Here is a 24,557-nt window from a genome sequence, read left to right as displayed (position 1 = left end):
GAGGCACCTGACCGGCCCGCCACGGCCGGGTGGGCGAAGCCGACCACGGCGCGACCGCATCGGCTCTCCCACCCGCCACCCGCAGTTCACCGTGGATTCAACCGCCGTTGCGACGATCACGGAATGAAGTCAGCTGTGCCGTCCCCGCGCCGTGCCCGCTGCCCGCGTACCGTGCCCCCGGCTGCGGTGGTACCGCCGACGCCGGGGGCCGTCGAAGGGCCGTCGGCGGGGTATGCGGCGGAGGAGGACCCGGCAGCGCCGGGTGTCGCCCCGCAGGAGGAGCTGGAGACCATGAGCGCCACCCCTCGCCCCGCCGACTCCGCCGACTCCGCCGCCGCCGGCCCGGCCGACGCCGATTCCGGCGCCGACCGGCCGCCCGCGAGCGGCCTCACCGCGACGCTCGGCGTGCCGCTGGGCTCGGGGACGGCCCTGGTCGACAGCGACACGCCCGACGAGGTCTTCCCCGAGTTCGAGGAGGAGCTGCCGCCGGGCCGCTTCCTGGACCGGGAGCGCAGCTGGCTGGCGTTCAACGCGCGGGTGCTGGAGCTGGCCGAGGACCCGGAGACCCCGCTGCTGGAGCGGGCCAAGTTCCTGGCGATCTTCGCCGGCAACATGGACGAGTTCTTCATGGTGCGGGTGGCGGGCCTCAAGCGCCGGATCGCCACCGGCGTGGCCCAGCGCTCCGCCTCCGGCCTCCAGCCGCGCGAGGTGCTGGACCTGATCTGGACCCGCTCCCGGGAGCTGATGGCCCGGCACGCCGCCGCCTTCCAGCAGGACGTGCAGCCCGAGCTGGCGGCCGAGGGCATCGAGCTGGTCCGCTGGGACGACCTCACCGAGGGCGAGCAGGCCCGGCTGCACACCCTCTTCCGGCAGCGGATCTTCCCGGTGCTCACCCCGCTGGCGGTCGACCCGGCCCACCCGTTCCCGTACATATCGGGCCTCTCGCTGAACCTCGCGGTCGTCGTCCGCAACCCGCTCTCCGGCCACAAGCACTTCGCCCGGGTGAAGGTGCCGCAGTCGCTGCACCGCTTCCTGGAGGCGTCCCCGCAGCGGTACGTGCCGCTGGAGGACGTGATGGGCGCCCACCTGGAGGAGCTGTTCCCCGGCATGGAGGTGCTCGCCCACCACGCCTTCCGGGTCACCCGCAACGAGGACCTCGAAGTCGAGGAGGACGACGCCGAGAACATCCTCAAGGCGCTGGAGAAGGAGCTGATGCGGCGGCGCTTCGGCCCGCCGGTCCGGCTGGAGGTCGAGGAGTCCATCGACCCGTACGTGCTGGACCTGCTGGTCCGCGAGCTGCACATCACCGAGGCGGAGGTCTACCCGCTGCCCGGCCCGCTCGACCTGACCGGCCTGTTCGCGCTGGCCGACCAGGAGCGGCCGGAGCTGCTGTACCCCAAGTTCGTCGCGGGCACCGCGCGCGGCCTCACCGACGTGGAGTCGGCGTCCGCCCCGGACGTCTTCGCCGCCATGCGGGAGCGGGACGTCCTGCTGCACCACCCGTACGACAACTTCTCCACCTCGGTGCAGGCGTTCCTGGAGCAGGCCGCCGCCGACCCGGACGTGCTGGCCATCAAGCAGACGCTCTACCGCACCAGCGGCGACTCCCCCATCGTGGACGCGCTGATCGACGCCGCCGAGGCCGGCAAGCAGGTGCTGGTCCTGGTGGAGATCAAGGCCCGGTTCGACGAGCAGGCCAACATCAAGTGGGCCCGCAAGCTGGAGGAGGCCGGCTGCCATGTGGTCTACGGCCTGATCGGGCTGAAGACCCACTGCAAGCTCTCGCTGGTGGTGCGGCAGGAGGGCGACACGCTGCGCCGTTACGCGCACGTCGGCACCGGCAACTACCACCCCAAGACGGCCCGGCTCTACGAGGACCTGGGGTTGCTCACCGCCGACCAGCAGGTGGGCGCGGACCTCTCCGACCTGTTCAACCGGCTGTCGGGCTACTCGCGCCGGGAGTCCTACCGGCGGCTGCTGGTCGCCCCGCGCGGTCTGCGCGACGGCCTGGTCTCCCGCATCCACGAGGAGATCGGCCACCACCGGGCGGGCCGCCCGGCCCGGGTGCAGATCAAGGTCAACTCGATCGTGGACGAGACCCTGGTGGACGCCCTCTACCGGGCCTCGCAGGCCGGGGTGCCGGTGGACGTCTGGGTGCGCGGCATCTGCGCGGTGCGGCCGGGCGTGCCGGGGCTGTCGGAGAACATCCGGGTACGCAGCGTGCTGGGGCGGTTCCTGGAGCACTCGCGGGTCTTCGTCTTCGGCAACGGCGGCGACCCGGAGGTGTGGATCGGCAGCGCCGACCTGATGCACCGCAACCTGGACCGCCGGATCGAGGCCCTGGTCCGGGTCAGCGACCCTGCGCAGCGGGCCGAGCTGGCCGGGCTGCTGGAGCTGGGCACCTCCGACGAGACGGCGTCCTGGCACCTGGGCCCGGACGGCAGCTGGGTCCGGCACTGGCACGACGCGGACGGCCGGCGGCTGCGGCATGTGCAGGAGCTGTTCATCGAGTCGCGCAGACGCCGCCGGGGCAAGGCCGGCCGCTAGGACCGCAGGGCCGCCGGGCTCCGGACCGGTGGCCCGCCGTACGGCCGCCGGGGCGCGGCCGGGCCGCCGCCCGCGCCAAGGGCCGCCCGACCGGCCGCAGAACTCCGGCCGACACCCGGCCGCCAACCACCGCCCAGCGGGAACGGGGACCCCTCCAGATGACCGACGCGCTCTCGCCGCAGCCCACCGCGTCCCCGGCGCCCCTGCCGGCGACCGCAGGGGACGTACTCACCGCCGAGCTGAGCGGGCAGGCGGCGGCGTTCCTGCGCACGCTGCCCCCGGTGCTCGCCGGGCCGGAGGACCAGGCCGACGGGCTGCTGACCGCCCTGCGCCGGCTGGACGGCGCGCTGTACGCCTTCGAACCGCTGGTCGAGGCCGACTGGGCGGGGCAGCTGCGGGCCGAGCTGGGCTGGCTGCGGGAGCTGCTGCTGCGGGAGCCGTCCTGTGCCCGGCAGCTGGCCCGGCTGCTGGGCGCGCTGGACTCGCTGGCGGGTACGGCGGCGTCCGGGCGTCCCCCCGGTGACCCCCGGCCGGACGCCACCGGGATGCTGGCCGGGCATCCGGGGGCGGCCAAGGCGCGGGCGCTGCTGGACCGGCAGCTGAGTACGGCCCGCTCCCGGGCGCACACCTCGGCGCTGGGGGAGCTGCGCTCGGCCCGGCTGCACGCGCTGGCCGACCGGATGGCGCTGCTGACCGGGGAGGTGCCGCTGACGGCGGCGGCCGGGGCGCCGGCCGGGGAGGCGCTGCTGCCGTACGCGGACCGGGCGCTGCGGTCGCTGGCGGAGGCGGCCCGGTCGCTGCCGCTGCCGCGCGCGGGCACGCCGTACAACGGTGACACCCGGCACCGGCTGCCCGCCGCCACGGCCGACGCCGCCGCCGTACCGGACGCGGATGCGGCGCTGGACGCCGATGACGCGCCCTGGGTGCTGGTGCGGGTGCTGGCGGGGCGGGCCCGCTGCGTGCTGGAGGTGTGCGGGCCGCTGCTGGGCGGCTGGGCGGCGGGGACGGCGGCCCGGCTGGCGGCGCTGGACCAGGTGCTGGACCGGCACCAGGAGGCCGCCGCCGCTGCCGGCGCCGCCGCTTCGGCCGCCCGTACGCCGCGGATCACCCCGGCGACGGCCTATGTGCTGGGCGTGCTCCACACCGACCAGCGGTTGGAGGTGGAGGCGGCCCGCTATGCCTTCGGCCGCCGCTGGTCGGAGCTGGCCGGCCGGGTCCGCTGACGCCCGCTCGGGGCCCGACCGTGTCCCCGGCCGTGTCCCGGCCGTGTCCCGGCCGTGAGGCAACCGTTACTACCGGCCGCAGTTTCCTGGCGTCCCTCCGAGGTTCACCGGCCGTTCATTCGCGCCCGCCTGACGCTTCACCTGCCCGCCCTAACGTCGAGGTCAACGGCGCCCGGAAAGGTCGTCGGGAATCCGCGAAGCCCCAGGTCAGGACTCTCAACGGGGCTGCCAGAAAGGGACCACAGTGAAGCTCCAGCGGAACGGCCGCTCCAAGGCCCTCGCGATCGGCGCCCTGGCTGTCGTCAGCTCGCTGTCGCTCGCAGCCTGCGGCTCCGACGACAACAGCAAGACCAACGCCGGTTCGACGCCTGCTGCTGCCGCCACCACCTCCGCGGGCAGCACCACCGACACCGCCACCGGCGGCGCGGCCGACTGCGGCAAGGGCGGCCAGCTGCTCGCGGCCGGCTCCACCGCCCAGGCGAACGCGATCGAGGTGTGGAAGGCCGCCTTCCAGGGCCAGTGCTCCGGCACCGTGATCAACTACAACGGCAACGGCTCCGGCGCGGGCATCGCCAACTTCAACCAGGGCAAGGTGGCCTTCGCCGGCTCCGACGCCGCGCTGAAGCCCGAGGAGGTCGACGCCTCCAAGCAGGTCTGCGCCGGCGGCCAGGGCATCGACCTCCCGATGGTCGGCGGGGCGGTGGCCATCGCCTACAACGTCGAGGGTGTCGACAACCTGGTGCTGGACGCCACCACGCTGGCCGAGATCTTCAACTCGAAGATCACCAAGTGGAACGACCCGGCCATCGCCAAGCTCAACCCGGGCGTCAAGCTGCCGGACGCCAACATCCAGGCGTACCACCGCTCGGACGACTCCGGCACCACCAAGAACCTCACCGCCTACTTCGTCGCCGCCGCCGACAAGGGCGCCTGGCCGTACGAGGCCGACAAGAAGTGGGTCGGCAAGGGCGGCCAGGGCGCGACCGGCAGCGCCGGCCTGGCGGGCCAGGTCAAGCAGCAGAAGAACTCGATCACCTATGTCGAGCTGTCGTACGCGCAGAACAACAGCCTGAACACGGCGAAGATCGCCACCGGTGCCGCCGAGCCCGTCGAGGCCACCGCCGAGAACGCCGCCAAGACCATCGGCCTGGCCCAGGTCTCCGGCACCGGCAGCGACCTGGCGCTGAGCCTGGACTACGCCACCAAGGCCGACGGCGCGTACCCGCTGGTGCTGGTCACGTACGAGATCGTCTGCGACAAGGGCAACAAGGCCGACACCCTGCCCGGCGTCAAGGCGTTCCTGAACTACACCATCAGCGACGAGGCCCAGCAGGCCATCGCGGACAAGGGCTACGTCCCGCTGCCCGCCGAGATCGCCTCCAAGGTGAAGGCCGTCATCCCGACCCTGGCCTGATCCCCGGTCCGCCGTGGCCGGCCCCTTCCGGGGGGCGGGCCGGCCACGGCGGACGCTTCGCCGCACCCCCGCCCAGCCCCCTGGGCCGGCAGTCCCTCAGCCCCCTGAGCCCGACGCCCCCAGCCCGCCGCCCCCAGCCCGACACCCCCGACAGTCCGGTGCACCGCCGCCAGGCGCCCGCCCCCGCACGGGCCGGCGCCTTCAGACCGGAGACGACAACCATGGACACACCCGCACCGACCGTCCCGCAGGACCGGGACGACGGCCCCGACGACGACACCCCGCTCGACCTCCTCACGGCCGGCTCCGACGCCACCGCCCCCGCCAGGACCCGGCGCCGCAGCGGCAACCGGATCGGTGACACGCTCTTCCTGGCCGCCTCCCGGGGCTCCGGCATCCTGCTGCTGGCCATCATGGCCGCCATCGCGGTCTTCCTCGGCTGGCAGGCCGCCAAGTCCATCGGCGCCAACCACGGCAACTTCTTCACCACCTTCGAGTGGAACCCGGACGGCACGCCGCCGGTCTTCGGCATCGCCGTGCTGCTGTTCGGCACCGTGGTCAGCTCGGTGATCGCGATGGCCGTCGCGGTGCCGATCGCCATCGGCATCGCGCTGTTCATCTCGCACTACGCCCCGCGCCGCCTGGCCCAGCCGATCGCCTACCTGGTCGATCTGCTCGCCGCGGTGCCCAGCATCGTGTACGGCCTGTGGGGCGCCCTGTTCCTGGTGCCGCACCTGAGCGGCCTCACCGCCTGGATGAACGGCCACCTCGGCTGGACGTACCTCTTCGCGCAGAACGACAACGTCGCCGGGAGCGCCCCGCGCAACCTGTTCACCGTGGGCATCCTGCTGGCCATCATGGTGCTGCCGATCATCACCGCCGTCAGCCGGGAGGTCTTCCGGCAGGCCCCCCGGATGCACGAGGAGGCCGCGCTGGCCCTCGGCGCCACCCGCTGGGAGATGATCCGCACCGCCGTGCTGCCGTTCGGCCGCGCCGGTGTGATCAGCGCCTCGATGCTCGGCCTGGGCCGCGCGCTCGGCGAGACCATGGCGGTGGCCACCGTGCTCTCCCCCTCGGAGAAGCTCGATCTGCATCTGCTGGACCCGGGCGGCGGCACCTTCGCCCAGAACATCGCCGCCAAGTTCGGTGAGGCGTTCGACACCGGGCGCAGCGCCCTGATCGCCTCCGGTCTGATGCTGTTCGTGATCACCCTGCTGGTCAACGCCGCCGCCCGGATGATCGTCGCGCGGCGCAAGGAGTTCTCGGGGGCGGGCGCATGAGCACCGACGTCGAACACCGCACCGGCGCCGCCGCGCCGGTCGGCCAGTCGCTCACCGGTGGCCGGCTGCCCAAGTGGGCCCCCGCCGCCACCGCGGCCGCCGCGATCGGGATCGGCTGCGCCGTCGGCGCCGCCGCCGGGCTCTCCAGCCACATCCAGTGGGGCCTGATCGCCGCCATGGTCTTCGTGGTCGGCTCCTATGCGCTGGCCGCAGCGGTCGAGGGCCCCCGGCAGGCCAAGGACCGGCTGGCCACCAGCCTGGTCTGGGTCTGCTTCATCCTGGCGATGGTGCCGCTGGTCTCGCTGACCGTCTACACCGTCCAGCAGGGCGCCGGGGTGGTCGACGCGACCTTCCTCAGCCACTCCATGAACGGCGTGATCAGCTCGGAGCCCGGCGGCGGCATCTACCACGCCATCCTGGGCACCCTGGAGCAGGTCGGCCTGGCCACCCTGATCGCCGCCCCGATCGGCCTGCTCACCGCCGTCTACCTGGTGGAGTACGGCCGGGGGAAGCTCGCCAAGGCCGTCACCTTCTTCGTGGACGTGATGACGGGTGTGCCCTCCATCGTGGCGGGCCTGTTCGTCCTCTCCTTCTGGATCATCATCCTGGGCTTCAGCTTCTCCGGCTTCGCGGGCAGCATGGCGCTGTCGATCCTGATGATGCCGGTGGTCGTCCGCTCCACCGAGGAGATGCTCAAGCTGGTCCCGGGCGAGCTGCGCGAGGCCGCGTACGCGCTGGGCGTACCCAAGTGGAAGACCATCGTGCGGATCGTGCTGCCCACCGCGATCGGCGGCATCACCACCGGCATCATGCTGGCCGTCGCCCGGATCACCGGCGAGACCGCCCCGGTGCTGCTGCTCTGCTTCACCACCGACGTGATCAACACCAATCCGTTCCAGGACGCGCAGGAGTCGCTGCCGCTCTACATCTGGCACCAGTACTCGCTGGGCAACGACCAGACGTACGCCCGCGCCTGGGGCGCCGCCCTGGTGCTGATCGCCATCGTGATGGGCCTGAACCTGGTCGCGCGGGCCGTCGCCCGGTGGCGTTCGCCCAAGTCCGACCGCTGATCCCCCCGACGCGCCACGAAGAACGAGAGAAGACAACCCCCATGGCCAAGCGCATCGACGTCAGCGGACTGTCGGCCTACTACGGATCGTTCAAGGGCATCGAGGACATCTCGATGACCATCGAGCCCCGCTCGGTCACGGCCTTCATCGGGCCGTCCGGCTGCGGCAAGTCCACCTTCCTGCGCACCCTCAACCGGATGCACGAGGTGATCCCCGGCGCCCGGGTCGAGGGCAAGGTGCTGCTGGACGACGAGGACCTGTACGGGCCCGGCGTCGACCCGGTGGCCGTCCGCCGCACGGTCGGCATGGTCTTCCAGCGGCCCAACCCCTTCCCCACCATGTCGATCTACGACAATGTGGCGGCCGGCCTCCGGCTCGCCGGGGTGCGCCGCAGGTCGCTGCTGGACGACGTGGTGGAGAAGTCCCTCAAGGGCGCCAACCTGTGGAGCGAGGTCAAGGACCGGCTGAACAAGCCCGGCGCCGGCCTCTCCGGCGGCCAGCAGCAGCGGCTCTGCATCGCCCGCGCCATCGCGGTGGAGCCGCAGGTGCTGCTGATGGACGAGCCCTGCTCGGCGCTGGACCCGATCTCCACCCTGGCCGTCGAGGACCTGATCGGCGAGCTGAAGTCGCGGTTCACCATCGTGATCGTGACCCACAATATGCAGCAGGCCGCCCGGGTCAGTGACCGCACCGCCTTCTTCAACCTGGCGGGCGTCGGCCTGCCCGGCCGGCTGGTCGAGATCGACGACACCCAGCGGATCTTCTCCAACCCGTCGGTGCAGGCCACCGAGGACTACATCTCCGGCCGCTTCGGCTGAGGCCCCCGGACCACCGGACCCGGCCCCGGCCGCCCCGAGCTGTCCTGCGGCGCTGCATGGCGGTGCCGCCGCAGGGCATGGAAAAGGGCCCGCTCCCCTGCCCGAGGGGAGCGGGCCCTCGCCGCTGTCCGGGAGCCGCCGTACTGGGGCACGCCGTACTGGGGCCGCCGTACTGGGGCCGAGCCATCGGGGCCGCGCTACCGGGGCCGTACGTCAGCGGAGGGCGACCACGATCGCGTGGGTGATCCAGTAGACCACCGCGGCCACGACCGCCGCCGCGGGCATGGTGATGAACCAGCCCAGCACGATGTTCTTGGCGACCCCCCAGCGCACCGCCCGCACCCGCTTGGTGGCGCCCACACCCATGATCGCCGAGGTGATCACATGGGTGGTGGAGATCGGCGCGCTGAAGACATAGGACGTGGTGTAGAGAATGCCGGCGGCGGTGGTCTCCGCCGCGAAGCCCTGCGGCGGGTCCAGCTCGATGATCTTGCGGCCCAGGGTGCGCATGATCCGCCAGCCGCCCGCGTACGTACCCAGCGACAGCATCAGCGCGCAGGAGATCTTCACCCACACCGGAATGCCGTGCTCCTCCTGCACCCCCGCGATGGTCAGTGCCAGCACCACGACGCCCATCGTCTTCTGGGCGTCCTGGAGGCCGTGGCCCAGCGCCATCGCCGCCGCCGAGCCGGTCTGCGCTATCCGGAAGCCGCGCTTGGCCTTGTGCGGATTGGCCCGCCGGAACATCCAGAGGATCGCCACCATCACCAGATAGCCGACGATCAGGCCGACCACCGGGGAGAGGAACATCGGGATGACGATCTTCTCGACCACCCCGGACCAGATGACATGCGTCCCCCCGGCCAGCGCCGCGCCCACCATGCCGCCGAACAACGCGTGCGAGGAGGAGGACGGCAGCCCGAAGTACCAGGTGGTGAGGTTCCAGGCGATCGCCCCGACCAGCGAGGCGAACAGGATGGTCATGCCCTGGCTGCCGGTGGGGGTCTCGATGATCCCCTTGCTGACCGTCTCGGCCACCCCGTTGCCGAGGAAGGCACCGGCCAGGTTCATCACCGCCGCCATCGCCAACGCCGCCCGGGGGGTGAGCGCCCGGGTGGAGACCGAGGTGGCGATGGCGTTGGCGGAGTCGTGGAATCCGTTGGTGTACGTGAAGAAGAACGCGACGCCGACGACGGCGACGAGTGCGGCGGTGTCCACCGTGCTCAGGACTCCTTGACGGCGATGGTCTCAACCGTGTTCGCCACATGCTCGAAGGCGTCGGCCGCCTCTTCCAGGACATCCACGATCTGCTTGAGCTTCAGCACCTCGATGGCTTCGTACTGTCCGCTGAAAAGGTGGGCGAGCAGCTTGCGGTGGATCTGGTCCGCCTGGTTCTCCAGCCGGTTGATCTCGATCCAGTACTCGGTCAGATTGGACATGGTGCGCAGATTGGGCATCGCCTCGGCGGTCAGCTCGGCGGCCCTGGCCAGCACCTCGATCTGCTGCTCGATACCCTGCGGCAGCTGCTGGATGTCATAGAGGACGACCAGGTCGACCGCCTCTTCCATGAAGTCCATGATGTCGTCCAGCGAGGACGCGAGGGAGTAGATGTCCTCCCGGTCGAAGGGCGTGATGAACGACGAGTTCAGCTGGTGGAAAACGGCGTGGGTGCTGTCGTCGCCCGCGTGCTCGGCGGCGCGCATGCGCTCGGCGATCTCCGAGCGGGCCGCGACATCCGAGCCGAGCAGTTCGAGCAGGAGCTTCGATCCGGTGACCAGGTTCTCCGCCGCTGCGGTGAACATGTCGTAGAAGCTCGTCTCCCGTGGGGTCAGACGAAAGCGCACAGAAATCTCCGGTGTGCAGGGTGCGGACTTGTCGATGCTAGGTGCTGGCGGATCGGAATACGCAAACCGGGGTGGCAGCACCCACCTGGTGCACCCGTTCGCGTCCCCCGTACTCCACCGGGGACGCGCGCCAACAGTGTGCCGGACGGAGCCGAGGAATGCGCCCCTGCAGAGCCGCCGGCTACCGCCCGTGACCCGCTGTTCCCGGCCCGCCGCCACGGGCCCACTGCTGCGGCCCCGGGGCCTCTACCCTGGGGGGAACCGAGAGGAGGGCGGGCCGCATGACCGCTACGGAGGACCGTGCCGAGCCGACCGGGCCGACCGGGCACGGTGTGCACGGCTACAGCAAGCAGAAGGACGAGCACCTCAAACGGCTGCGCCGGATCGAGGGGCAGATCCGCGGCCTGCAACGGATGGTCGACGAGGACGTCTACTGCATCGACATCCTCACCCAGGTCTCGGCCGGCACCAAGGCGCTCCAGGCGTTCGCGCTGAGCCTGCTGGAGGAGCACCTCAAGCACTGCGTCGCCGCCGCCGTGGAACAGGGCGGCCCGGAGGCGGACGCCAAGGTGGCGGAGGCCACCGCCGCCATCGCACGGATGCTGCGCACCTGACCGGCCCGCCGGGAGCCGGCCCACCGGCGGCCGACGGCGGCTAGCGGTGGCGCGGCGGCGGCACCCGGGGGGCGTCCTCCGGGCCGGTACGACCCACCTTCAGCACTTCGTCGATCAGGGCCGGCGCCAGCCGGTCCTCCCCGCTGGACGAGGCGGCGATCATCAGGTCGCCGCACATCTCGATCTCGTCGAGGGCCACGTGGTCATGGACACCCCTCCCGCGCGGAGACGCCACGCACACCACCTCCTCGTCATCGATCCCACATGCCACTGCCTGCCGGTACCGGTGGTGCGGAGAGGTGTCGGCGCGCGCCGGGCGGCCCTGCGGTGGCACCCCCTATCAGCGTAGGCAGCCGGGCGCCGCTCCACATGGCACGGACGGGCCATTTGCGCCCCACCCGAAGGGGCCCGCCCCTGACCCGGAACAGGCCCGGCTCCCGGGCCCGGACGGCGCAGCGCCCCGGCCCGCCGACCGGACCGGGGCGCTGCGCTGGTGGATCACCTGGCGGAACGGCCCGCCTTCACCTGGACGACATCGGCGGCGGCGGGCTCGGCCGCCTCGACCTTGGCGCCGAAGTCCGACAGCGATGTGGTGGACGTCACCACCACCTGGTCCTTCGCGGCCGTGGAACCGGGCACCGAGGAGAAGGTGAAGACCTCCACCACCTTGTGCAGCCGGCCCTGCGCGTCCAGCCAGACGTCGTACGGCACCTGCTTGACGGTGAAGGTGTTGGCCGCCATCCGCATCCCGGCCGCCCCCTCGCCGCCGGTGGCGTCGGCCGCCTTCACCAGGTCGAGGGTGCCCCGGTAGTGCGTCAGCACGGTGCCGCCGACCGTCTCGGTGCCGACCTGCTTCGCCACCTGGGCACCGCGCAGCGCACCGGCGGCGGTGGCCGGGTCGGTGGTGCCGCTGCTCACCAGATTGCCGTCCGGCAGCTGGCTGACCTGCAACTTCACCCACTTGCCCTTGGGCACTTCGGCCCCGCTGTTCTGCAGGTAGACGATGCCGGGCAGCACGACCTCGGTCATCTTCCCCTTGGTCGCGGCGCCCGGCGGCAGCATCACGGAGACGCTGCCGATCCGCTTGGCGTAGTCATAGACGCCGGTGCCGTGGAACTCCGCCTTCTTGCCGGACGAGGCGGTCACCACATGGGTCGTCGTCCGCGCCGAGCCGGTGTGGCCGGTGATGTCGGCGGCGTTGCGGACGGCGGTGAGCGGGTCACCGGCCAGCCGGTCCGCCGAGACCGGCCGCGACTGCTGCGCGCCGTCGCCGCTGACGCCGGTGCAACCGGCCGTGCCGGCCAGCACGGCGAGCAGGGCGGCCGCCGCTCCGGCGGAACCGATCGAGCGGTGCACCCGTGCGGTGCTACCGCGTTCCCGACGCTTCATCAGCTCTGAGCCCCTTAGGGTCCTGGTGGTCCGGTGCGGCTGCCCTGCCCCGCGCGGAACGCGGGCCGGGCAGGGGGAGGCCCCTGCCGGTTAACGAGGAGGTCCGGCCGGGGTTACGGTTCAGGGGGCGCGCGGCCCGCTGCGCGCGTTAACGTGAAGGCGTGTCCAGCCCGACAAGCCCGCCAAGCCTGCCGAGCCCGCCCAGGGCCGACCAGGCCGCCGTACCGCCCGTCCGGGCGCCGCAGCCCCCCGGCGGCGTCCACCAGGTGGCCGTCAGCGAGAGCGGGTCCTTCTGCACCGCCCGGTGCGGCTGCGGCTGGTACGCCCCCGCCCGGCGCTCCCGCGACCGGGCCCGGCGGGACGCGGCCGAGCACGCACCCTCCTGACCGGCCCCCGCCCGGAGTCCCGCCCATCCCGGAGTCCCACCCATCCCGGAGTCCCACCCGGCCAACCGTTCCGACGCCCGTGGCGTCCTCCACTCCAGACGGCGTGCTCCCGCCCGCCGGGCGTACGGCGCGCTGTCGCGCCTACTCGAAGAGGTGAGACCGGAGATGTCCGAGCCGACGGCCCCCACCGCCCCGTCCGGCAGCCCGACCCGGCCCGGCCGCCGAGCCGTGCTCCGGCTCGGCGGCGCCGCAGCCGCAGCCGCCTGGCTGACCGCGTGCGGACCCGGCGGCGCCGCCCGTACGACGACCGGCGGCTCGGCGACGACCGGCGGCTCGGCGGCGGACGGCCTGACGCCCGGCCCCAGCACCGCCAAGCCGACGGCAGCCCCCACCACCAGCACACCCGCCACCACCGGCACCGCCCGCCCCGGCGACTGGGCGGCGCTCGCCCGTGGCCTGGACGGCACCCTGATCCGGCCGGGCGACAGCCGCTACCCGACCGCCCGGCAGAGCTTCCAACCGCGCTTCGACACCGTCCAGCCGTCCGGCGTCGCCTACCCGACCGGTACCCACGACATCGCCACCTGCCTGGCCTTCGCCCGCCGCTACGGCGTCCCGGTCGCGGTCCGCAGCGGCGGCCACTCCTACGCGGGCTGGTCGGCCACCAGCGGCCTGCTGATCGACGTGGGCCGGCTGTCGGCGGTGACCAGTTCGACCGGCGCCGCCTCGGTGGGCGCCGGCGCCCGCCTGGTGGACGTGTACGCGGGCCTGACGGCGCACGGCGTGACCATCCCGGCGGGCTCCTGCCCGACCGTGGGCGTGGCCGGCCTCACCCTGGGCGGCGGCGTCGGGGTCACCAGCCGGGCGTACGGGCTGACGTCGGACAACCTCACCGCCGCGCAGATCGTCACCGCCGACGGCCGGGTGCGCACGGTGGACGCCAAGCACGACCCCGACCTGTTCTGGGCGCTGCGCGGCGGTGGCGGCGGCAACTTCGGCGTGGTCACCCGCTTCGACTTCCGCACCCGGCCCGCGCCCGACTGCTCGTACGCCTTCCTGTCCTGGCCGTGGAAGCAGGCGGCGGCGGTGCTCCGGGGCTGGCAGCGCTGGGGCCCGGCCGCGCCGGACGCGTACTGGTCCGGCCTGCACCTGGCGGCGGACCACACCGGGCCGCAGGCGGTGCAGGTGACCGTGGTGCATCTGGGGCCGGCGTCCGAGCTCCAGCAGCAGATCGACCGGCTGACGGCCGCCACCGGCGTGGCGCCCGCGACGCCGACGCTGCACAGCCGCTCCTACCTGGACACCATGCTGGTGATGGCGGGCTGCTCCGGCTGGTCGATCGCCCAGTGCCACCTCCCGGGCGACCTGCCGGGGCGGCGCACGGCGGGGCGGGTGGTCCGGGAGTCGTACGGGGCGCGCTCCGACTTCTACACCCGGCAGCTGTCCGACGCCGCGATCAGCACCCTGCTGGCCGGGGTGGAGCGCTACGCACGCACCGTCCCGGCGGGCGGCAGCGCGGCGGTGGCGCTGGACGCGCTGGGCGGCGCGGTGAACCGGGTGCGCCCGCAGGACACCGCCTTCGTGCACCGCGGCGGCCTCTTCCTGGCGCAGTACATCGCCAACTGGCCGGCCGGCGCGGCGGTGCCCCGGCACCAGGCGTGGCTGGACGGGCTCTGGCAGTCGATGCGGCCGTACGCCAGCGGCCAGGCGTACCAGAACTACCTGGACCCCAAGCTGGCCGACTGGCAGCAGGCGTACTACGGCGCCAACCTGGCCCGGCTGCGCCAGGTGAAGGCGGCGTACGACCCCGGGCGGCTGTTCACCTTCCCACAGGCGGTGCCGAACCGCTGACCCCGCCCACGTACGAGGGGCCCCCGCCGTCGACGGCGGGGGCCCCTGATCGGTGCGGTGCGGCGGCGGGCGGTCAGGCCGCCATGCCGGTGTCGGAGCGGTCGCTGCCGCCGTCCGCCTCGTAGCGCGGCGGGGTGCTCTGACCGCGCCGCCCGGCGCCGACCACCAGCGGGGCGGCGGCGGAGCGGGCCACCGTACGGCAGAGGGGGACCAGCACGGCCGTGGCGAGCGGGGCGAGCAGCAGCACCACGGCGGTGCCGAGCGCATAGCCGCCCAGCACGTCGGTGGGGTAGTGGACGCCCATGAAGACCCGGCAGAAGCCCTCCAGCAGGGCCAACCCCACGGCGGCGATGCCCAGCCGCCGCTCGACCAGCAGCAGCGCCACCGCGACCGCCATGGTCATGGTGGCGTGGTCGCTGACGAAGGAGAAGTCGTCCTTGCCGCTGGCCAGCACCTGCAACCCGGTGTGGTTGACGAAGGGCCGGGGTCTGGACACCAGCGCCCGGATCGGGATGTTGAGGATCTCGGCCAGCGCGACCGCCAGCGGGGCCCAGGCCACCGCCGCCACCGCCACCGGTGCGTCCGGCCGGCGGCGGGCGCGCAGCCAGGCCGTCAGGCAGAGCGCCGCCAGGCCGAGCAGGATGCCGTACTCGCCGATCCAGGAGACGGCGCTGTCCAGCCAGCCCGGGGCGCTCCCGGCCAGGCCGTTGACGTCGTAGAGCAGGCTGACGTCCGGGTTGGAGCCGTCAGCCAGCAGCGTGGGCACGCCGCACCTCCTGTTCCGCCTCCCCGGCCGCCTTCCGGCCGGGTGCTGGCGCGTGGTCGTCCCGCGTCATCGCGGCGAAAAGCCATCGCGGCGTGGCCCGGGAGTGCCACTGCGCGCTCCCGGGCGGCCGGTGTTCCGGGCCGCCACCGGCACAACGCCGCGAAGCGGCCACAGCGTTCCACGTCAACCGGCTGTTATGGAAACTTGACTGGTCGATCACCGCTCCCTTACACGGCGGGGCCCGACCGGGGGTCAGGCCGACCCGGTGGAGCCGCCGGGGGTGCCGGAGCCGGTGGGCCCGGGGGAGCCGCTCGGCTCGGCGGAACCGGTCGGCCCAGCGGAACCGGTCGGCCCAGCGGAACCACTCGGCGCAGCGGAACCACTCGGCGTGGCCGGCTCCCCGGCCGGAGCACCCGCGCCGTTGGCGATGGTGCCGTCGCTGCCGCGCACCGGGAGCGCGGCGGCGCCGTCGGAGGTGACCCGGGTGGCTCCGATGTAGTCGGCGGAGTCGATCTTGTCGTAGCGGATCACGGCCCCGGTGTGCGGAGCGTTGATCATGTAGCCGCCGCCCACGTAGATGCCCACATGGTGGATGGTGCGCGGGTCGCTCAGGTCGTACGCGAAGAAGACCAGGTCGCCCGGCCGCAGCTGGTCGCGGCTCGGGTGCCCGCCGGCGTACCACTGGTCGTTGGCCACCCGGGGGAGGGTGATGCCCACACTGGCGTACGCCGCCTGCGTCAGCCCGGAGCAGTCGAAGCGGCCGCCCTGGGACGGCAGGCCCTCGCCGCCCCAGAGGTAGGGGGTGCCCAGCTTGGTCTGGGCGAAGTAGATGGCGCCGGACGCCTGCGCGGAGTAGCCGATCGGGCTGGTCGGGGCGGTGAAGCTGATGGCCAGCGAGCGGATGCGCTTCACATAGCCCTGGGTCTCGGCGTACGGCGGCACCCCGCCGTTGTGGATCACCGCATAGGGGCCGGCGTTGTAGGCGGCAAGCATGTTGTCGACCTTGTCGCCGGGCACGTTGCGGGTGCTGCGGGCCAGCGCGCAGTCATAGGCGGCGGCGGCGGGGATGGCGTCGGCCGGGTTCCAGATGTCCTTGTCGCCGTCGCCGTCGCCGTCCACCCCGTAGCCGGCCCAGGTGGCCTCGATGAACTGGGCGATGCCGTACGCCTTGGCGGGGCTGACCGCTCGCGGGTCGAAGCCGCTCTCCTGGTAGAGCTGGGCGGCCAGCAGCGGCGGGCTCAGCTCGGGGCAGCTGGTGCCCCAGCGCTGGATCAGGTCCTGGTAGGCGGCGGGGACGGTGCCGGGCGCGAGGGCGGCGGCGCCGGGCGCGGGTCCGGCGGCGGCGTAGGTGCCGACGGCGACCAGGCAGGCGAAGGAGAGCCCGACGGCCCCGGCCGCTCCGGCCACGGCCCACGCCTTGCGGAGTACCATCACATGCCCCCTGCACGTGCCCGGTCACTGAGCTGACGTACGGACACAGTCTGCTGCACGGCGTTGCTCTGAGCAATCATCAGAGGTACAAGGAGTGAGCGGTATCCTCTATCAGGAGTAGTACTGCACACCCGCACATCCTGGCCGACGTGTCCCCCATCCGACGACGAATCTCCTAGAAGTAGCCAAGTCGACATCAATTCTGGCCAAGAATGGTCCCCGGCCCTTCGCCCGAGCCCGGTGCGGGGCCTTGAATGCCTGATCAGGCGGTGAGAGAGCATGTATCTGAGCGCGGAGTCCGACAAGGGCACCGGTATCGACACCATCATCGGCGGCATCGCGCCCGACTGGGGCCCGTTCGCCAGCCTCGGCGCCGAGGCGCGGGTCATGGTCGAGGTGGTGATGGCGGCTGCCCTGCTGGGCTGCCTGGCCATCGCCGTCTGGGGTGCGGCCAAGCAGCGCATCGGTGCGACGGCGATGCGGGACACCTTCAGCGCCGAACAGGGGAAAGGGCTGATCGTCGCCGGGCTCACCGGCGTGTTCATCATCGGTTCGCTGGGCACCCTGTTCACCATTGTCTATGGGATGGCGATCTGACGATCTGATTAGTCATCCCGCAGCGCGCCCCGGTCACCGGCCCCGGGGCAGCGGACCGCCCGCCCGCCCACGGCGCACGCCCGCCACCCGCTGTGCTCCGTCCGCCGGTCATATGCCCCTTGCAGCATCCACCCGCTGTCCGCCACCGTTGCCACCGTGTGCCCCGACCCGCCCGCCGGGGTTGCTCCTTCCTTCGTCCCAGGAGGGCCGCCGTGTCGTTCTCCGACGACCAGCCGCATACCCGTACGCGGCTTCCGGTCGGCGACCTGCCGCCCCCGCAGACCGGTCGGCAGCCCCGACCGCTGCGGACCCTGCTGACGGTGCTGGGCATCGTGGTGCTGCTGGTGGTGGCCATCTCCATCGCCAACCACGGCAAGCCCGACCCCCGGCCCGGCACCGGCACCACAGCCGCCACCGGCGGCAACGCCGGTGCGGGCAGCGGCACCGGCGGCACCGCCGACCAGGCAGCGCCGACCGCCCCCACCGGTCAGCGCCCGGTCGACACCACCAGCAACGGCATCGCGTCCGGCTTCCCCCACAGCAGCCAGGGCGCCCAGTCCGCCGCGGCAAACTACGCCGTCGCCCTGGGCTCCGCCGCCATGTACGCCGCCGACTCCCGGCACACGGTGATCGCCACCATCGCCACCCCGGCCACCGCCGCCGCCCTGCAGAGCCGACTGGACGCCGCCTTCGCCGGCGGCGCCGCGGCCAAGTACGGCCTGGACGAGCACGGCGCCGCCCCGGCCGGCCTCACCTTCGTCAGCCGTACCATCCCGGTCGGCACCCGGGCCGAGGTGTACGGCGACGCCGCCGCCCGGGTCTCCGTCTGGAGCAACGGCCTGATCGGCCTGGCCGGCCAGGGCTCCACCCAGCCCGTCGCCGAGAACTGGTTCACCCTCACGCTCGACCTGCGCTGGGTCGGCAACGACTGGAAGGTCGCCGACTACCGCCAGCAGTCCGGCCCCGCCCCGGTCAACGGCGACCAGCAGGCGGCGAGCGCCGACGAGATCAAGAACGCGGCCGAGCAGTACGGAGGGTTCCGCTATGCCCGCTAGTCCCCTGCTCCGCCGGGCGGGCACCCTCGCCGCCGGGCTGGCCATGCTCCAGTTCACCGCGCTCACCGCCGCCCACCGCGCCCTGGCCGACCCCTCCACGCCCCCCAGCGCCTCCCCGACCCCCTCCGCCGGCCCGACCTGCGTCGCCCTGCCGGGGCCGGGCAGCGACATCTGCCACGGCGGCAGCGGCGTGCCCGGCGGCGACACCCTGAACAGCGTCACCGACCCGCTCGGCTCCCTCGCCCAGGGCTGCGCCCAGGCCGCCGCCTGGGTGCTCCGGCAGCTCTCCACCGGCATCGACAGCACCACCGAGGTCGACTTCACCAACACCGCCTTCCTCCGCCAGTACGCGGTGGTATTCGCCGCCTCCACCGTGCTCACCCTGGTGCTCTGGCTGCTGGCCGTCGCCAAGCGGGCCGTCCGGGGCGCCCCGCTCCAGCAGGCGTTCTCCGAGGCCGTCGGCTTCCTCTGGCTGACCGTGCTGGCCTCCGCCTTCACCCCGCTGATCCTCTACACCGTGGTCAGCGCCACCGACGGCGTCACCAAGGCCATCGCCCTGGGCACCAAGTCCGACACCGGCACCTACCTGGGCGGCTTCGCCGACACCCTGGAGAAGGGCGACCTCGGCGGCGGCCCGCTGATCCTGATCATCGTCTCGCTGGTCGCGGTGCTCGCCGCCGCCGTGCTCTGGCTGGAGCTGCTGATCCGCGCCGCCATGCTCTACGTCGGCGCCCTGCTCGGCACCGCCGTCTACGCCGGCCTGGTCGACCGGAAGCTCTGGCAGCACGTACGCCGTTGGGCCGGGCTGATGATCGCCGTCGACCTGGCCAAACCGGTGATCGTGATCGTCCTCGGCCTGGCCGGGGCCATCGCCACCGACGCCGGTGCCTCCGACTCCTTCGCCCGGGTGCTGTCCGGCCTGTCCATCCTCTTCCTGTCCATCTTCGCCAGCGCCACCATCTACCGCTTCGTCCCCGGCTTCGGCGACGACATGATCGCGATGCGCCGCGCCCGCAGCAGCGCCGTCTCGGCCGGTTCCGCCGTGGTCAACGGCCCGGCCAACTTCGTCAAGCAGGGCATCAGCACCCACGGCTCGCGGGCCGGCAGCGGCGACTCCGGCCCCGGCCGCGCCTCCGGCGGCGGCTCGGCTCCCGGCGGCTCCGTCGGCTCCGGCATCGCCGCCCACTCCACCCGCACCGCCGCCGCACCACCGGCCCAGTCGCCGCCCCCCGCCTCCTCCGCCAACCGCAACAGCTCCAACCCGAAGGGGGTGTGACGGCCAGTGACCAGCCAGCCCGTCGGCCAGGCCCAGTACGGCGGCCAGTACGGCGGCAGCCCGTACGCCCATCAGCGCCGGACCTATCTGATCGGCAAGGCCCGCCCGGCCGCCATGATCGGCCGCAACCGGGAGACCGGCGAGGTGCTGCTGATCATCGGCGGGGCGTTCGTCGGCATGATGTGGGGCCTGCTGCTGCCCATCCTGCCGCTGCGCATCCTGGGCCTGGTCGGCTTTCCGCTGCTCGCCTTCGCCGCCGTCTACGTCCCGTACCGCAAACGCACCTTCTACAAGTGGGCGGAGATCAACCGCACCTACCGGCGCACCGTCCGCTCCGGCCGGGGCACCTGGCAGTCCGGCGCCATGGAGGCCGGCACCCGGCTGGACGGCCGCGAGGTGGAGATCGGGCCGCCGCCGGGCGTGGGGCGGCTGCGCTGGCTCTCCGCCCCCTTCGGCCCGGACGAGGTCGCCGTACTGCTCCACCTCGACCGGCACACCGTCACCGCCGCCATCGAGATCGAGGGCCCCGGCGTCGGCCTGCGCGACTCCGAGGACCAGGAGGCCCTGGTCGACCGGTTCGGCACCCTGCTCAAGCACGTCGCCAACGGCGACGGCTTCGTCAGCCGGCTCCAGATCCTGGCCCGTACGCTGCCCGCCGACCCCGACGCGCACGCCAAGGACGTCGAGCGGCGCGGCAACCCCGCCGCCCCGGGCTGGTTGCAGAACTCCTACGACCAGCTCCAGTCCATGGTCTCCACCTCGTCCGAGCAGCACCGCGCCTACCTGGTCGCCTGCATGCAGTACACCCGCGACCTGGCCGCCGAGGCCAACGCCATGGGCCGCACCGCCCACCGCCGCGCCCGGGGCGACGAGGGCCTCGCCGCCGTGATGGCCCGCGAGCTCACCGACATCTGCGCCCGGCTCGCGGAGGCCGACATCCGGGTCCGCCAGCCGCTCGGCCAGGCCCGGCTCTCCTCGCTGCTGCACTCGATGTACGACCCCGACCACCCCATCGACCACATCCAGGCCATGTCCCGCCGCAACGCCTGGCCCGCCGAGCTGGACGCCACCGACCCGCAGTACCTGGCCGCCAAGACCCGCGAGTCCGCCACCCGCGAACCCTGGTGCCACGCCACCGCCTGGGTGAAGGAGTGGCCGCTCACCCCGGTCGGCGTCAACTTCCTGGCCCCGCTGCTGGTCCACACCCCCGATGTGATCCGCACCGTCGCCGTCACCATGGACCTCGAACCCACCGACGTCGCCATTGAGCGGATGCTCACCGAGAAGACCAACGACGACGCCGAGGCCAGCCGCGCCGCCAAGATGAACCGCACCGTCGACCCGCGCGACCTGGCCCACTCCGGCCGGGTCGACCAGCGCGGCGACGACCTGGCCTCCGGCGCGGCCGGCGTCAACCTGGTCGGCTACATCACCGTCTCCTCCCGCTCCCCCGAAGCACTCGCCCGCGACAAGCGCACCATCCGCGCCTCCGCAGGCAAGAGCTACCTCAAGCTGGAGTGGTGCGACCGCGAGCACCACCGCGCCTTCGTCAACACCCTGCCCTTCGCCACCGGCATCCGCCGATGAGCCACCACCCGGGCAGCCCCAGCAGTTCCAGCAGTTCCAGCCGCACCGAGGAGTCGCCATGCCGTCCCCGCTGAGCGCGCTGACCGAGTCCTTCACCAGCTTCCTCTTCGGCAAGGTGGAGACCACCCGGCTGCCGGTACGCACCTCCACCGGCCAGGCCCAGGCCGTCTACCTCCCCACCGCCGCCCCCGGCCTCGGCGACTCCGGCGTGATCATCGGCCGCGAGGTCTACAGCGGCAAGGGGTACGTCTACGACCCCTTCCAGCTCTACGGCCAGCAGCTCCCCGCCCCGCACTGGCTGGTGCTGGGCGAGTCCGGCAACGGCAAGTCCGCGCTGGAGAAGACCTACGTACTGCGCCAGCTGCGCTTCCGCGACCGCCAGGTCGTCGTCCTGGACGCCCAGGGCGAGGACGGCGTCGGAGAGTGGAACCTGATCGCGGAGGCGCTCGGCATAACCCCCATCCGGCTGGACCCGCAGGCCGCACTGGACGGCGGCATCAGGCTCAACCCGCTCGACCCCGCCATCACCACCACCGGCCAGCTGGCCCTGCTGCGCACCATCGTCGAGGTGGCGATGGGCCGTGGCCTGGAGGAGCGGGCCGGCTTCGCCCTCAAGGCCGCCCACGCCCACGTCCACGCCGCCATCACCGAGCGCCAGCCGGTGCTCACCGACATCGTGGACACCCTGCGCAACCCCAACCAGATCTCGGTGGACCCGCTCGGCGTCTCACTGGACGACGTGCGCTCCTGGGGCCTGGACGTCGCCCTGGTGCTGGACCGGCTGGTCGACGGCGACCTGCGCGGCATGTTCGACGGCCCGACCACCGCCGGCATCAACCTGGACGCGCCACTGATCGTCTTCGACCTGTCCCACATCGACCGCAACTCCATCGCCATGCCCATCCTGATGGCCATCGTCGGCGTCTGGCTGGAGCACACCTGGATCAGGCCGGACCGCAAGAAGCGGATCTTCCTGGTCGAGGAGGCCTGGCACATCATCAACAGCCCCTTCGTGGCCCAGCTCTTCCAGCGGCTGCTGAAGTTCGGCCGCCGCCTGGGCCTCAGCTTCGTCGCCGTCGTCCACCACCTGTCGGACGTGGTCGACGGCGCCGCCGCCCGGGAGGCGTCCGCCATCCTCAAGATGGCCTCCACCCGCACCGTCTACATGCAGAAGGCGGAGGAGGCCCGCGCCACCGGCCGGGTGCTCGGCCTGCCCCGCTGGGCCGTGGAGATCATCCCCACCCTCTCCCCCGGCATCGCCGTCTGGGACGTCAACGGCAACGTCCAGGTCGTCAAACACATCATCACCGACACCGAACGGCCGCTCGTCTACACCGACCGCGCCATGACCGAGGACGCGGTGGCCGAACGGGTACGAGCCGAGCAGCAGCTCGCCGACGACCCCGCCGCCTAGCACCCGGAACGCCATGACCCGTCCCGTGCCCCCCGCGCCCGCCCCGCGTCCGCCCGCCGCCGCACACCGCTCGGGAGTACCGGACGGTGCGGTGATCGCGCTGCTCGCCGTGCTGCTCGGCTCGGTGGCCCTCGTCTGGACGGCCACCGGGCTGGCCGCCACCGTGACCCAGGGCGCCTGGCCGCAGCACCTGCCGTTCACCCGCTCCGCGCAGGCCATCCGACACCTGGTCGCCGCGCCGCACGACCTCCCGGGCGCCTGGGCGGCCGGCTCCGGTACGGACCAGCTGCCCAGCCCGCTGCCGTCCGCCACCGCCTTCTGGTGGACCTTCCTGGTGCTGCTGGCCGCCCTGACGGCACTGCTGGTCGCCGCCCTCGCCGCCCGCACCCGCCTGCGCCGCACGCCCCGCACAGCCCCCGTCCCGCCCGCCGCGCCGCCCCATCCACAGCCTGTGGACAAGCCCCCGGCCGCACCCGCCGTCCCCTCGGCCGCGCCCCGGCCCGCAGCCACCCCGCCACCGGCCCCGGCGGCCCCACCGCCGCCGCACCCGCTCTCCTTCGCCGCACTGCTGCCCCGGGCCGGCCTGATCCGGCAGCACCCGGACACCGGCCTCGCGCACCCCGGCGCCCGCACCGCCCCCAACCCCCTCGCCTACGGCATCGCCCTCGGCCGGGACACCGCCACCGGCACCCCCCTCTACGCCGCCCTCGACCGCGGCCACTGCGTCTTCGCGCCGCCCGCCGCCGCCCGTGGCAAGGGACCGCTGCTGATCCACCCGGCCGTCATCCACGCCCCCGGCCCGGTCCTGGTCACCTGCGACGGCCCCACCACCTGGCAGGCCACCACCGCCGCGCGGGAGAAGACCGGCCCGGTCCGGGTCTTCGACCCGCTGCGCCTCACCCCGGCCGACGGCGCCCAACTGCTGCGCTGGGCCCCGCAGTCGGGCTGCGCGGACCCCGCGACCGCCACCGCCCGCGCCGAAGCGCTGCTGCACCCGGTGATCCCCCCGCACAGCACCGCCGACGCCGCCGTCCACGCGGCGGCCCGCACCCTGCTGCGCTGCTGGCTGCACGCCGCCGCCCTGGACGACCGGCCGTTCCGCCAGGTGCACCGCTGGTCCGGCGGTCATGGCACCCGCGACGCGGTACGCATCCTCCGTACCGACCGGGGCGCCGCCGAGGGCTGGAGCGGCGAACTGGAGGCCCTGCTGACCCCCTCCGGCCACGCCGTAGGCGCTGAACAGCGCGACGCCGCCACCGCCCTGCTCAGCCGCGCCTTCGCGGCCCTGGACGAGCTGCACGTCCTCCAGTCCTGCACCCCGTCCGCGACCGAACGTCCGGACGTGGAGTCCCTGCTCGCGGAGCGCGCGACCCTCTACCTGGTGGCCCAGTCCATCGAGGCACCGCACCAGCACCCCGGCGTGATGCCGCTGCTGACCGCCTTCGCCCAGGACGTGGCGGACCGCGCCCGGCACGCAGCCGTACGGGCACCGGCCGGCCGGCTCGATCCGCCGCTGCTCGCCGCCCTCGACGACGTGGCCGCCCTGGCCCCGCTGCCCGACCTGCCGGACCTGGTCGCGCGCGGCGGCACCCAGGGCATCGCCACCCTCGCCGTACTGCGCTCCCCCGAGCAGGCTCGGGCCCGCTGGAGCGACCGCACCGTCCACAGGCTGTGGACAACGGCCGCCACCCGCACCATCCTGGGCCCGGCCGAACCCGACGCCCTGCACGCCCTGCTCACCGCGACCTCCCCAGCCGACCCGGCCGGCCCGCCCCTCCCCCGGCCCGGCCCTGACACGGCCCTGGTCCTGCACCCCACCACCGCAACCACCGCCACCGTCCAGCTGCCCGGCAACGCCTGAGCCTCCCCGCCCCGGCGGCGCCCCTTCTCCCCTTCCCCCGGAACGCAGAAAAGCTCCGCTCCGGAGACCTTTCGGTCTCCGGAGCGGAGCTCTCTCAATGATTGTTCGGCGGTGTCCTACTCTCCCACAGGGTC

20 protein-coding genes and 1 pseudogene are annotated in these 24,557 nt (G+C 73.2%); 15 read left to right on the top strand and 6 right to left on the bottom strand.

Annotated elements, in window-relative coordinates; translation table 11 throughout:
• Nucleotides 1-291: 291 nt before the first annotated feature.
• The 6 genes from ACIQGZ_RS28480 (at nt 292) to pstB (ending at nt 8,352) form a co-directional block, all read left to right on the top strand.
• On the top strand, nt 292-2,547 hold the full coding sequence (locus ACIQGZ_RS28480) for an RNA degradosome polyphosphate kinase (protein ID WP_402607330.1): 2,256 nt from the start codon (nt 292-294) through the stop codon (nt 2,545-2,547).
• Nucleotides 2,548-2,705: 158 nt separating this feature from the next.
• Nucleotides 2,706-3,770, top strand: coding sequence for a CHAD domain-containing protein (locus ACIQGZ_RS28475; protein WP_402607328.1), 1,065 nt, complete (start codon nt 2,706-2,708; stop codon nt 3,768-3,770).
• A gap of 244 nt (nt 3,771-4,014) precedes the next feature.
• On the top strand, nt 4,015-5,184 hold the full coding sequence (pstS, locus tag ACIQGZ_RS28470; protein WP_402607325.1) for a phosphate ABC transporter substrate-binding protein PstS: 1,170 nt from the start codon (nt 4,015-4,017) through the stop codon (nt 5,182-5,184).
• A 221-nt stretch (nt 5,185-5,405) separates the two neighbouring features.
• The gene (gene pstC, locus ACIQGZ_RS28465; RefSeq protein ID WP_402607322.1) at nt 5,406-6,464 is read left to right on the top strand and encodes a phosphate ABC transporter permease subunit PstC; all 1,059 of its coding nucleotides are present in this window, start codon (nt 5,406-5,408) and stop codon (nt 6,462-6,464) included.
• Entirely contained in the window at nt 6,461-7,534 is a 1,074-nt protein-coding gene (pstA, locus tag ACIQGZ_RS28460) for a phosphate ABC transporter permease PstA (RefSeq protein ID WP_402607319.1), read from the top strand. The genes pstC and pstA overlap by 4 nt, the downstream gene beginning before the upstream one ends.
• A 41-nt stretch (nt 7,535-7,575) precedes the next feature.
• A complete protein-coding gene (gene pstB, locus ACIQGZ_RS28455; protein ID WP_402607316.1) occupies nt 7,576-8,352 on the top strand; it encodes a phosphate ABC transporter ATP-binding protein PstB in 777 nt (258 codons plus the stop codon).
• 213 nt (nt 8,353-8,565) lie between these two features.
• Here the strand turns inward: pstB and ACIQGZ_RS28450 are convergent, their stop codons facing one another.
• Both ACIQGZ_RS28450 and ACIQGZ_RS28445 read right to left on the bottom strand, forming a co-directional pair.
• Nucleotides 8,566-9,570: an anion permease gene (locus tag ACIQGZ_RS28450; protein WP_402607313.1), complete on the bottom strand. Its 1,005-nt coding sequence runs from the start codon at nt 9,568-9,570 to the stop codon at nt 8,566-8,568.
• Between the two features lie 5 nt (nt 9,571-9,575).
• On the bottom strand, nt 9,576-10,196 hold the full coding sequence (locus tag ACIQGZ_RS28445; RefSeq protein WP_402607311.1) for a DUF47 domain-containing protein: 621 nt from the start codon (nt 10,194-10,196) through the stop codon (nt 9,576-9,578).
• A gap of 281 nt (nt 10,197-10,477) precedes the next feature.
• Between ACIQGZ_RS28445 and ACIQGZ_RS28440 the strand changes: the two genes are divergently transcribed.
• Nucleotides 10,478-10,810, top strand: a complete 333-nt coding sequence (locus ACIQGZ_RS28440) for a metal-sensitive transcriptional regulator (RefSeq protein WP_402607308.1) — start codon at nt 10,478-10,480, stop codon at nt 10,808-10,810.
• Nucleotides 10,811-10,850: 40 nt separating this feature from the next.
• Here the strand turns inward: ACIQGZ_RS28440 and ACIQGZ_RS28435 are convergent, their stop codons facing one another.
• Together ACIQGZ_RS28435 and ACIQGZ_RS28430 are read right to left on the bottom strand one after the other, a co-directional pair.
• Nucleotides 10,851-11,045: a hypothetical protein gene (locus ACIQGZ_RS28435; protein ID WP_402607306.1), complete on the bottom strand. Its 195-nt coding sequence runs from the start codon at nt 11,043-11,045 to the stop codon at nt 10,851-10,853.
• A 263-nt stretch (nt 11,046-11,308) separates the two neighbouring features.
• Entirely contained in the window at nt 11,309-12,166 is an 858-nt protein-coding gene (locus ACIQGZ_RS28430; RefSeq protein ID WP_402607303.1) for a hypothetical protein, read from the bottom strand.
• Nucleotides 12,167-12,360: 194 nt separating this feature from the next.
• On the opposite strand from ACIQGZ_RS28430, the gene ACIQGZ_RS28425 reads away from it, so the two are divergent.
• Both ACIQGZ_RS28425 and ACIQGZ_RS28420 read left to right on the top strand, forming a co-directional pair.
• Complete coding sequence (locus tag ACIQGZ_RS28425; RefSeq protein ID WP_402607300.1) at nt 12,361-12,585, top strand: hypothetical protein; 225 nt, start codon at nt 12,361-12,363, stop codon at nt 12,583-12,585.
• 165 nt (nt 12,586-12,750) lie between these two features.
• Nucleotides 12,751-14,436 carry an FAD-binding oxidoreductase gene (locus ACIQGZ_RS28420; protein ID WP_402607297.1) on the top strand — a complete coding sequence of 562 codons (1,686 nt, stop codon included), beginning with the start codon at nt 12,751-12,753 and terminating at the stop codon, nt 14,434-14,436.
• Between the two features lie 73 nt (nt 14,437-14,509).
• Here the strand turns inward: ACIQGZ_RS28420 and ACIQGZ_RS28415 are convergent, their stop codons facing one another.
• On the bottom strand, nt 14,510-15,202 hold the full coding sequence (locus ACIQGZ_RS28415) for a phosphatase PAP2 family protein (RefSeq protein WP_402607294.1): 693 nt from the start codon (nt 15,200-15,202) through the stop codon (nt 14,510-14,512).
• Between the two features lie 441 nt (nt 15,203-15,643).
• Nucleotides 15,644-16,633, bottom strand: a pseudogene (locus ACIQGZ_RS28410) (NlpC/P60 family protein); the annotation flags it as partial.
• A 279-nt stretch (nt 16,634-16,912) separates the two neighbouring features.
• Between ACIQGZ_RS28410 and ACIQGZ_RS28405 the strand changes: the two are divergent.
• The 6 genes from ACIQGZ_RS28405 to ACIQGZ_RS28380 all read left to right on the top strand — a co-directional run bounded on the left by ACIQGZ_RS28405 (nt 16,913) and on the right by ACIQGZ_RS28380 (nt 24,423).
• The gene (locus tag ACIQGZ_RS28405) at nt 16,913-17,230 is read left to right on the top strand and encodes a hypothetical protein (RefSeq protein ID WP_402607292.1); all 318 of its coding nucleotides are present in this window, start codon (nt 16,913-16,915) and stop codon (nt 17,228-17,230) included.
• A gap of 212 nt (nt 17,231-17,442) precedes the next feature.
• Nucleotides 17,443-18,285, top strand: a complete 843-nt coding sequence (locus ACIQGZ_RS28400) for a hypothetical protein (RefSeq protein WP_402607289.1) — start codon at nt 17,443-17,445, stop codon at nt 18,283-18,285.
• Nucleotides 18,275-19,561 (top strand): hypothetical protein, encoded by a 1,287-nt coding sequence (locus tag ACIQGZ_RS28395; RefSeq protein WP_402607287.1) that lies wholly within the window; start codon nt 18,275-18,277, stop codon nt 19,559-19,561. The genes ACIQGZ_RS28400 and ACIQGZ_RS28395 overlap by 11 nt, the downstream gene beginning before the upstream one ends.
• Nucleotides 19,562-19,648: 87 nt before the next feature.
• Nucleotides 19,649-21,148, top strand: a complete 1,500-nt coding sequence (locus ACIQGZ_RS28390; RefSeq protein WP_402607433.1) for an SCO6880 family protein — start codon at nt 19,649-19,651, stop codon at nt 21,146-21,148.
• Between the two features lie 58 nt (nt 21,149-21,206).
• Complete coding sequence (locus tag ACIQGZ_RS28385; protein ID WP_402607286.1) at nt 21,207-22,562, top strand: ATP-binding protein; 1,356 nt, start codon at nt 21,207-21,209, stop codon at nt 22,560-22,562.
• 13 nt (nt 22,563-22,575) lie between these two features.
• Nucleotides 22,576-24,423 (top strand): TraM recognition domain-containing protein, encoded by a 1,848-nt coding sequence (locus tag ACIQGZ_RS28380; RefSeq protein WP_402607283.1) that lies wholly within the window; start codon nt 22,576-22,578, stop codon nt 24,421-24,423.
• Nucleotides 24,424-24,557: the final 134 nt, after the last annotated feature.

This window comes from Streptomyces sp. NPDC092296, from assembly GCF_044755465.1.
GTDB lineage: Bacteria > Actinomycetota > Actinomycetes > Streptomycetales > Streptomycetaceae > Peterkaempfera.
This window is presented reverse-complemented; position numbering and strand designations above follow the sequence as displayed.

Coding starts and splice junctions, on each gene's coding strand:
- ACIQGZ_RS28480 (WP_402607330.1), top strand. CDS start 292: ATGAGCGCCACCCCTCGCCCCGCCGACTCCGCCGACTCCGCCGCCGCC.
- ACIQGZ_RS28475 (WP_402607328.1), top strand. CDS start 2,706: ATGACCGACGCGCTCTCGCCGCAGCCCACCGCGTCCCCGGCGCCCCTG.
- pstC (WP_402607322.1), top strand. CDS start 5,406: ATGGACACACCCGCACCGACCGTCCCGCAGGACCGGGACGACGGCCCC.
- pstA (WP_402607319.1), top strand. CDS start 6,461: ATGAGCACCGACGTCGAACACCGCACCGGCGCCGCCGCGCCGGTCGGC.
- pstB (WP_402607316.1), top strand. CDS start 7,576: ATGGCCAAGCGCATCGACGTCAGCGGACTGTCGGCCTACTACGGATCG.
- ACIQGZ_RS28440 (WP_402607308.1), top strand. CDS start 10,478: ATGACCGCTACGGAGGACCGTGCCGAGCCGACCGGGCCGACCGGGCAC.
- ACIQGZ_RS28420 (WP_402607297.1), top strand. CDS start 12,751: ATGTCCGAGCCGACGGCCCCCACCGCCCCGTCCGGCAGCCCGACCCGG.
- ACIQGZ_RS28405 (WP_402607292.1), top strand. CDS start 16,913: ATGTATCTGAGCGCGGAGTCCGACAAGGGCACCGGTATCGACACCATC.
- ACIQGZ_RS28395 (WP_402607287.1), top strand. CDS start 18,275: ATGCCCGCTAGTCCCCTGCTCCGCCGGGCGGGCACCCTCGCCGCCGGG.
- ACIQGZ_RS28385 (WP_402607286.1), top strand. CDS start 21,207: ATGCCGTCCCCGCTGAGCGCGCTGACCGAGTCCTTCACCAGCTTCCTC.
- ACIQGZ_RS28380 (WP_402607283.1), top strand. CDS start 22,576: ATGACCCGTCCCGTGCCCCCCGCGCCCGCCCCGCGTCCGCCCGCCGCC.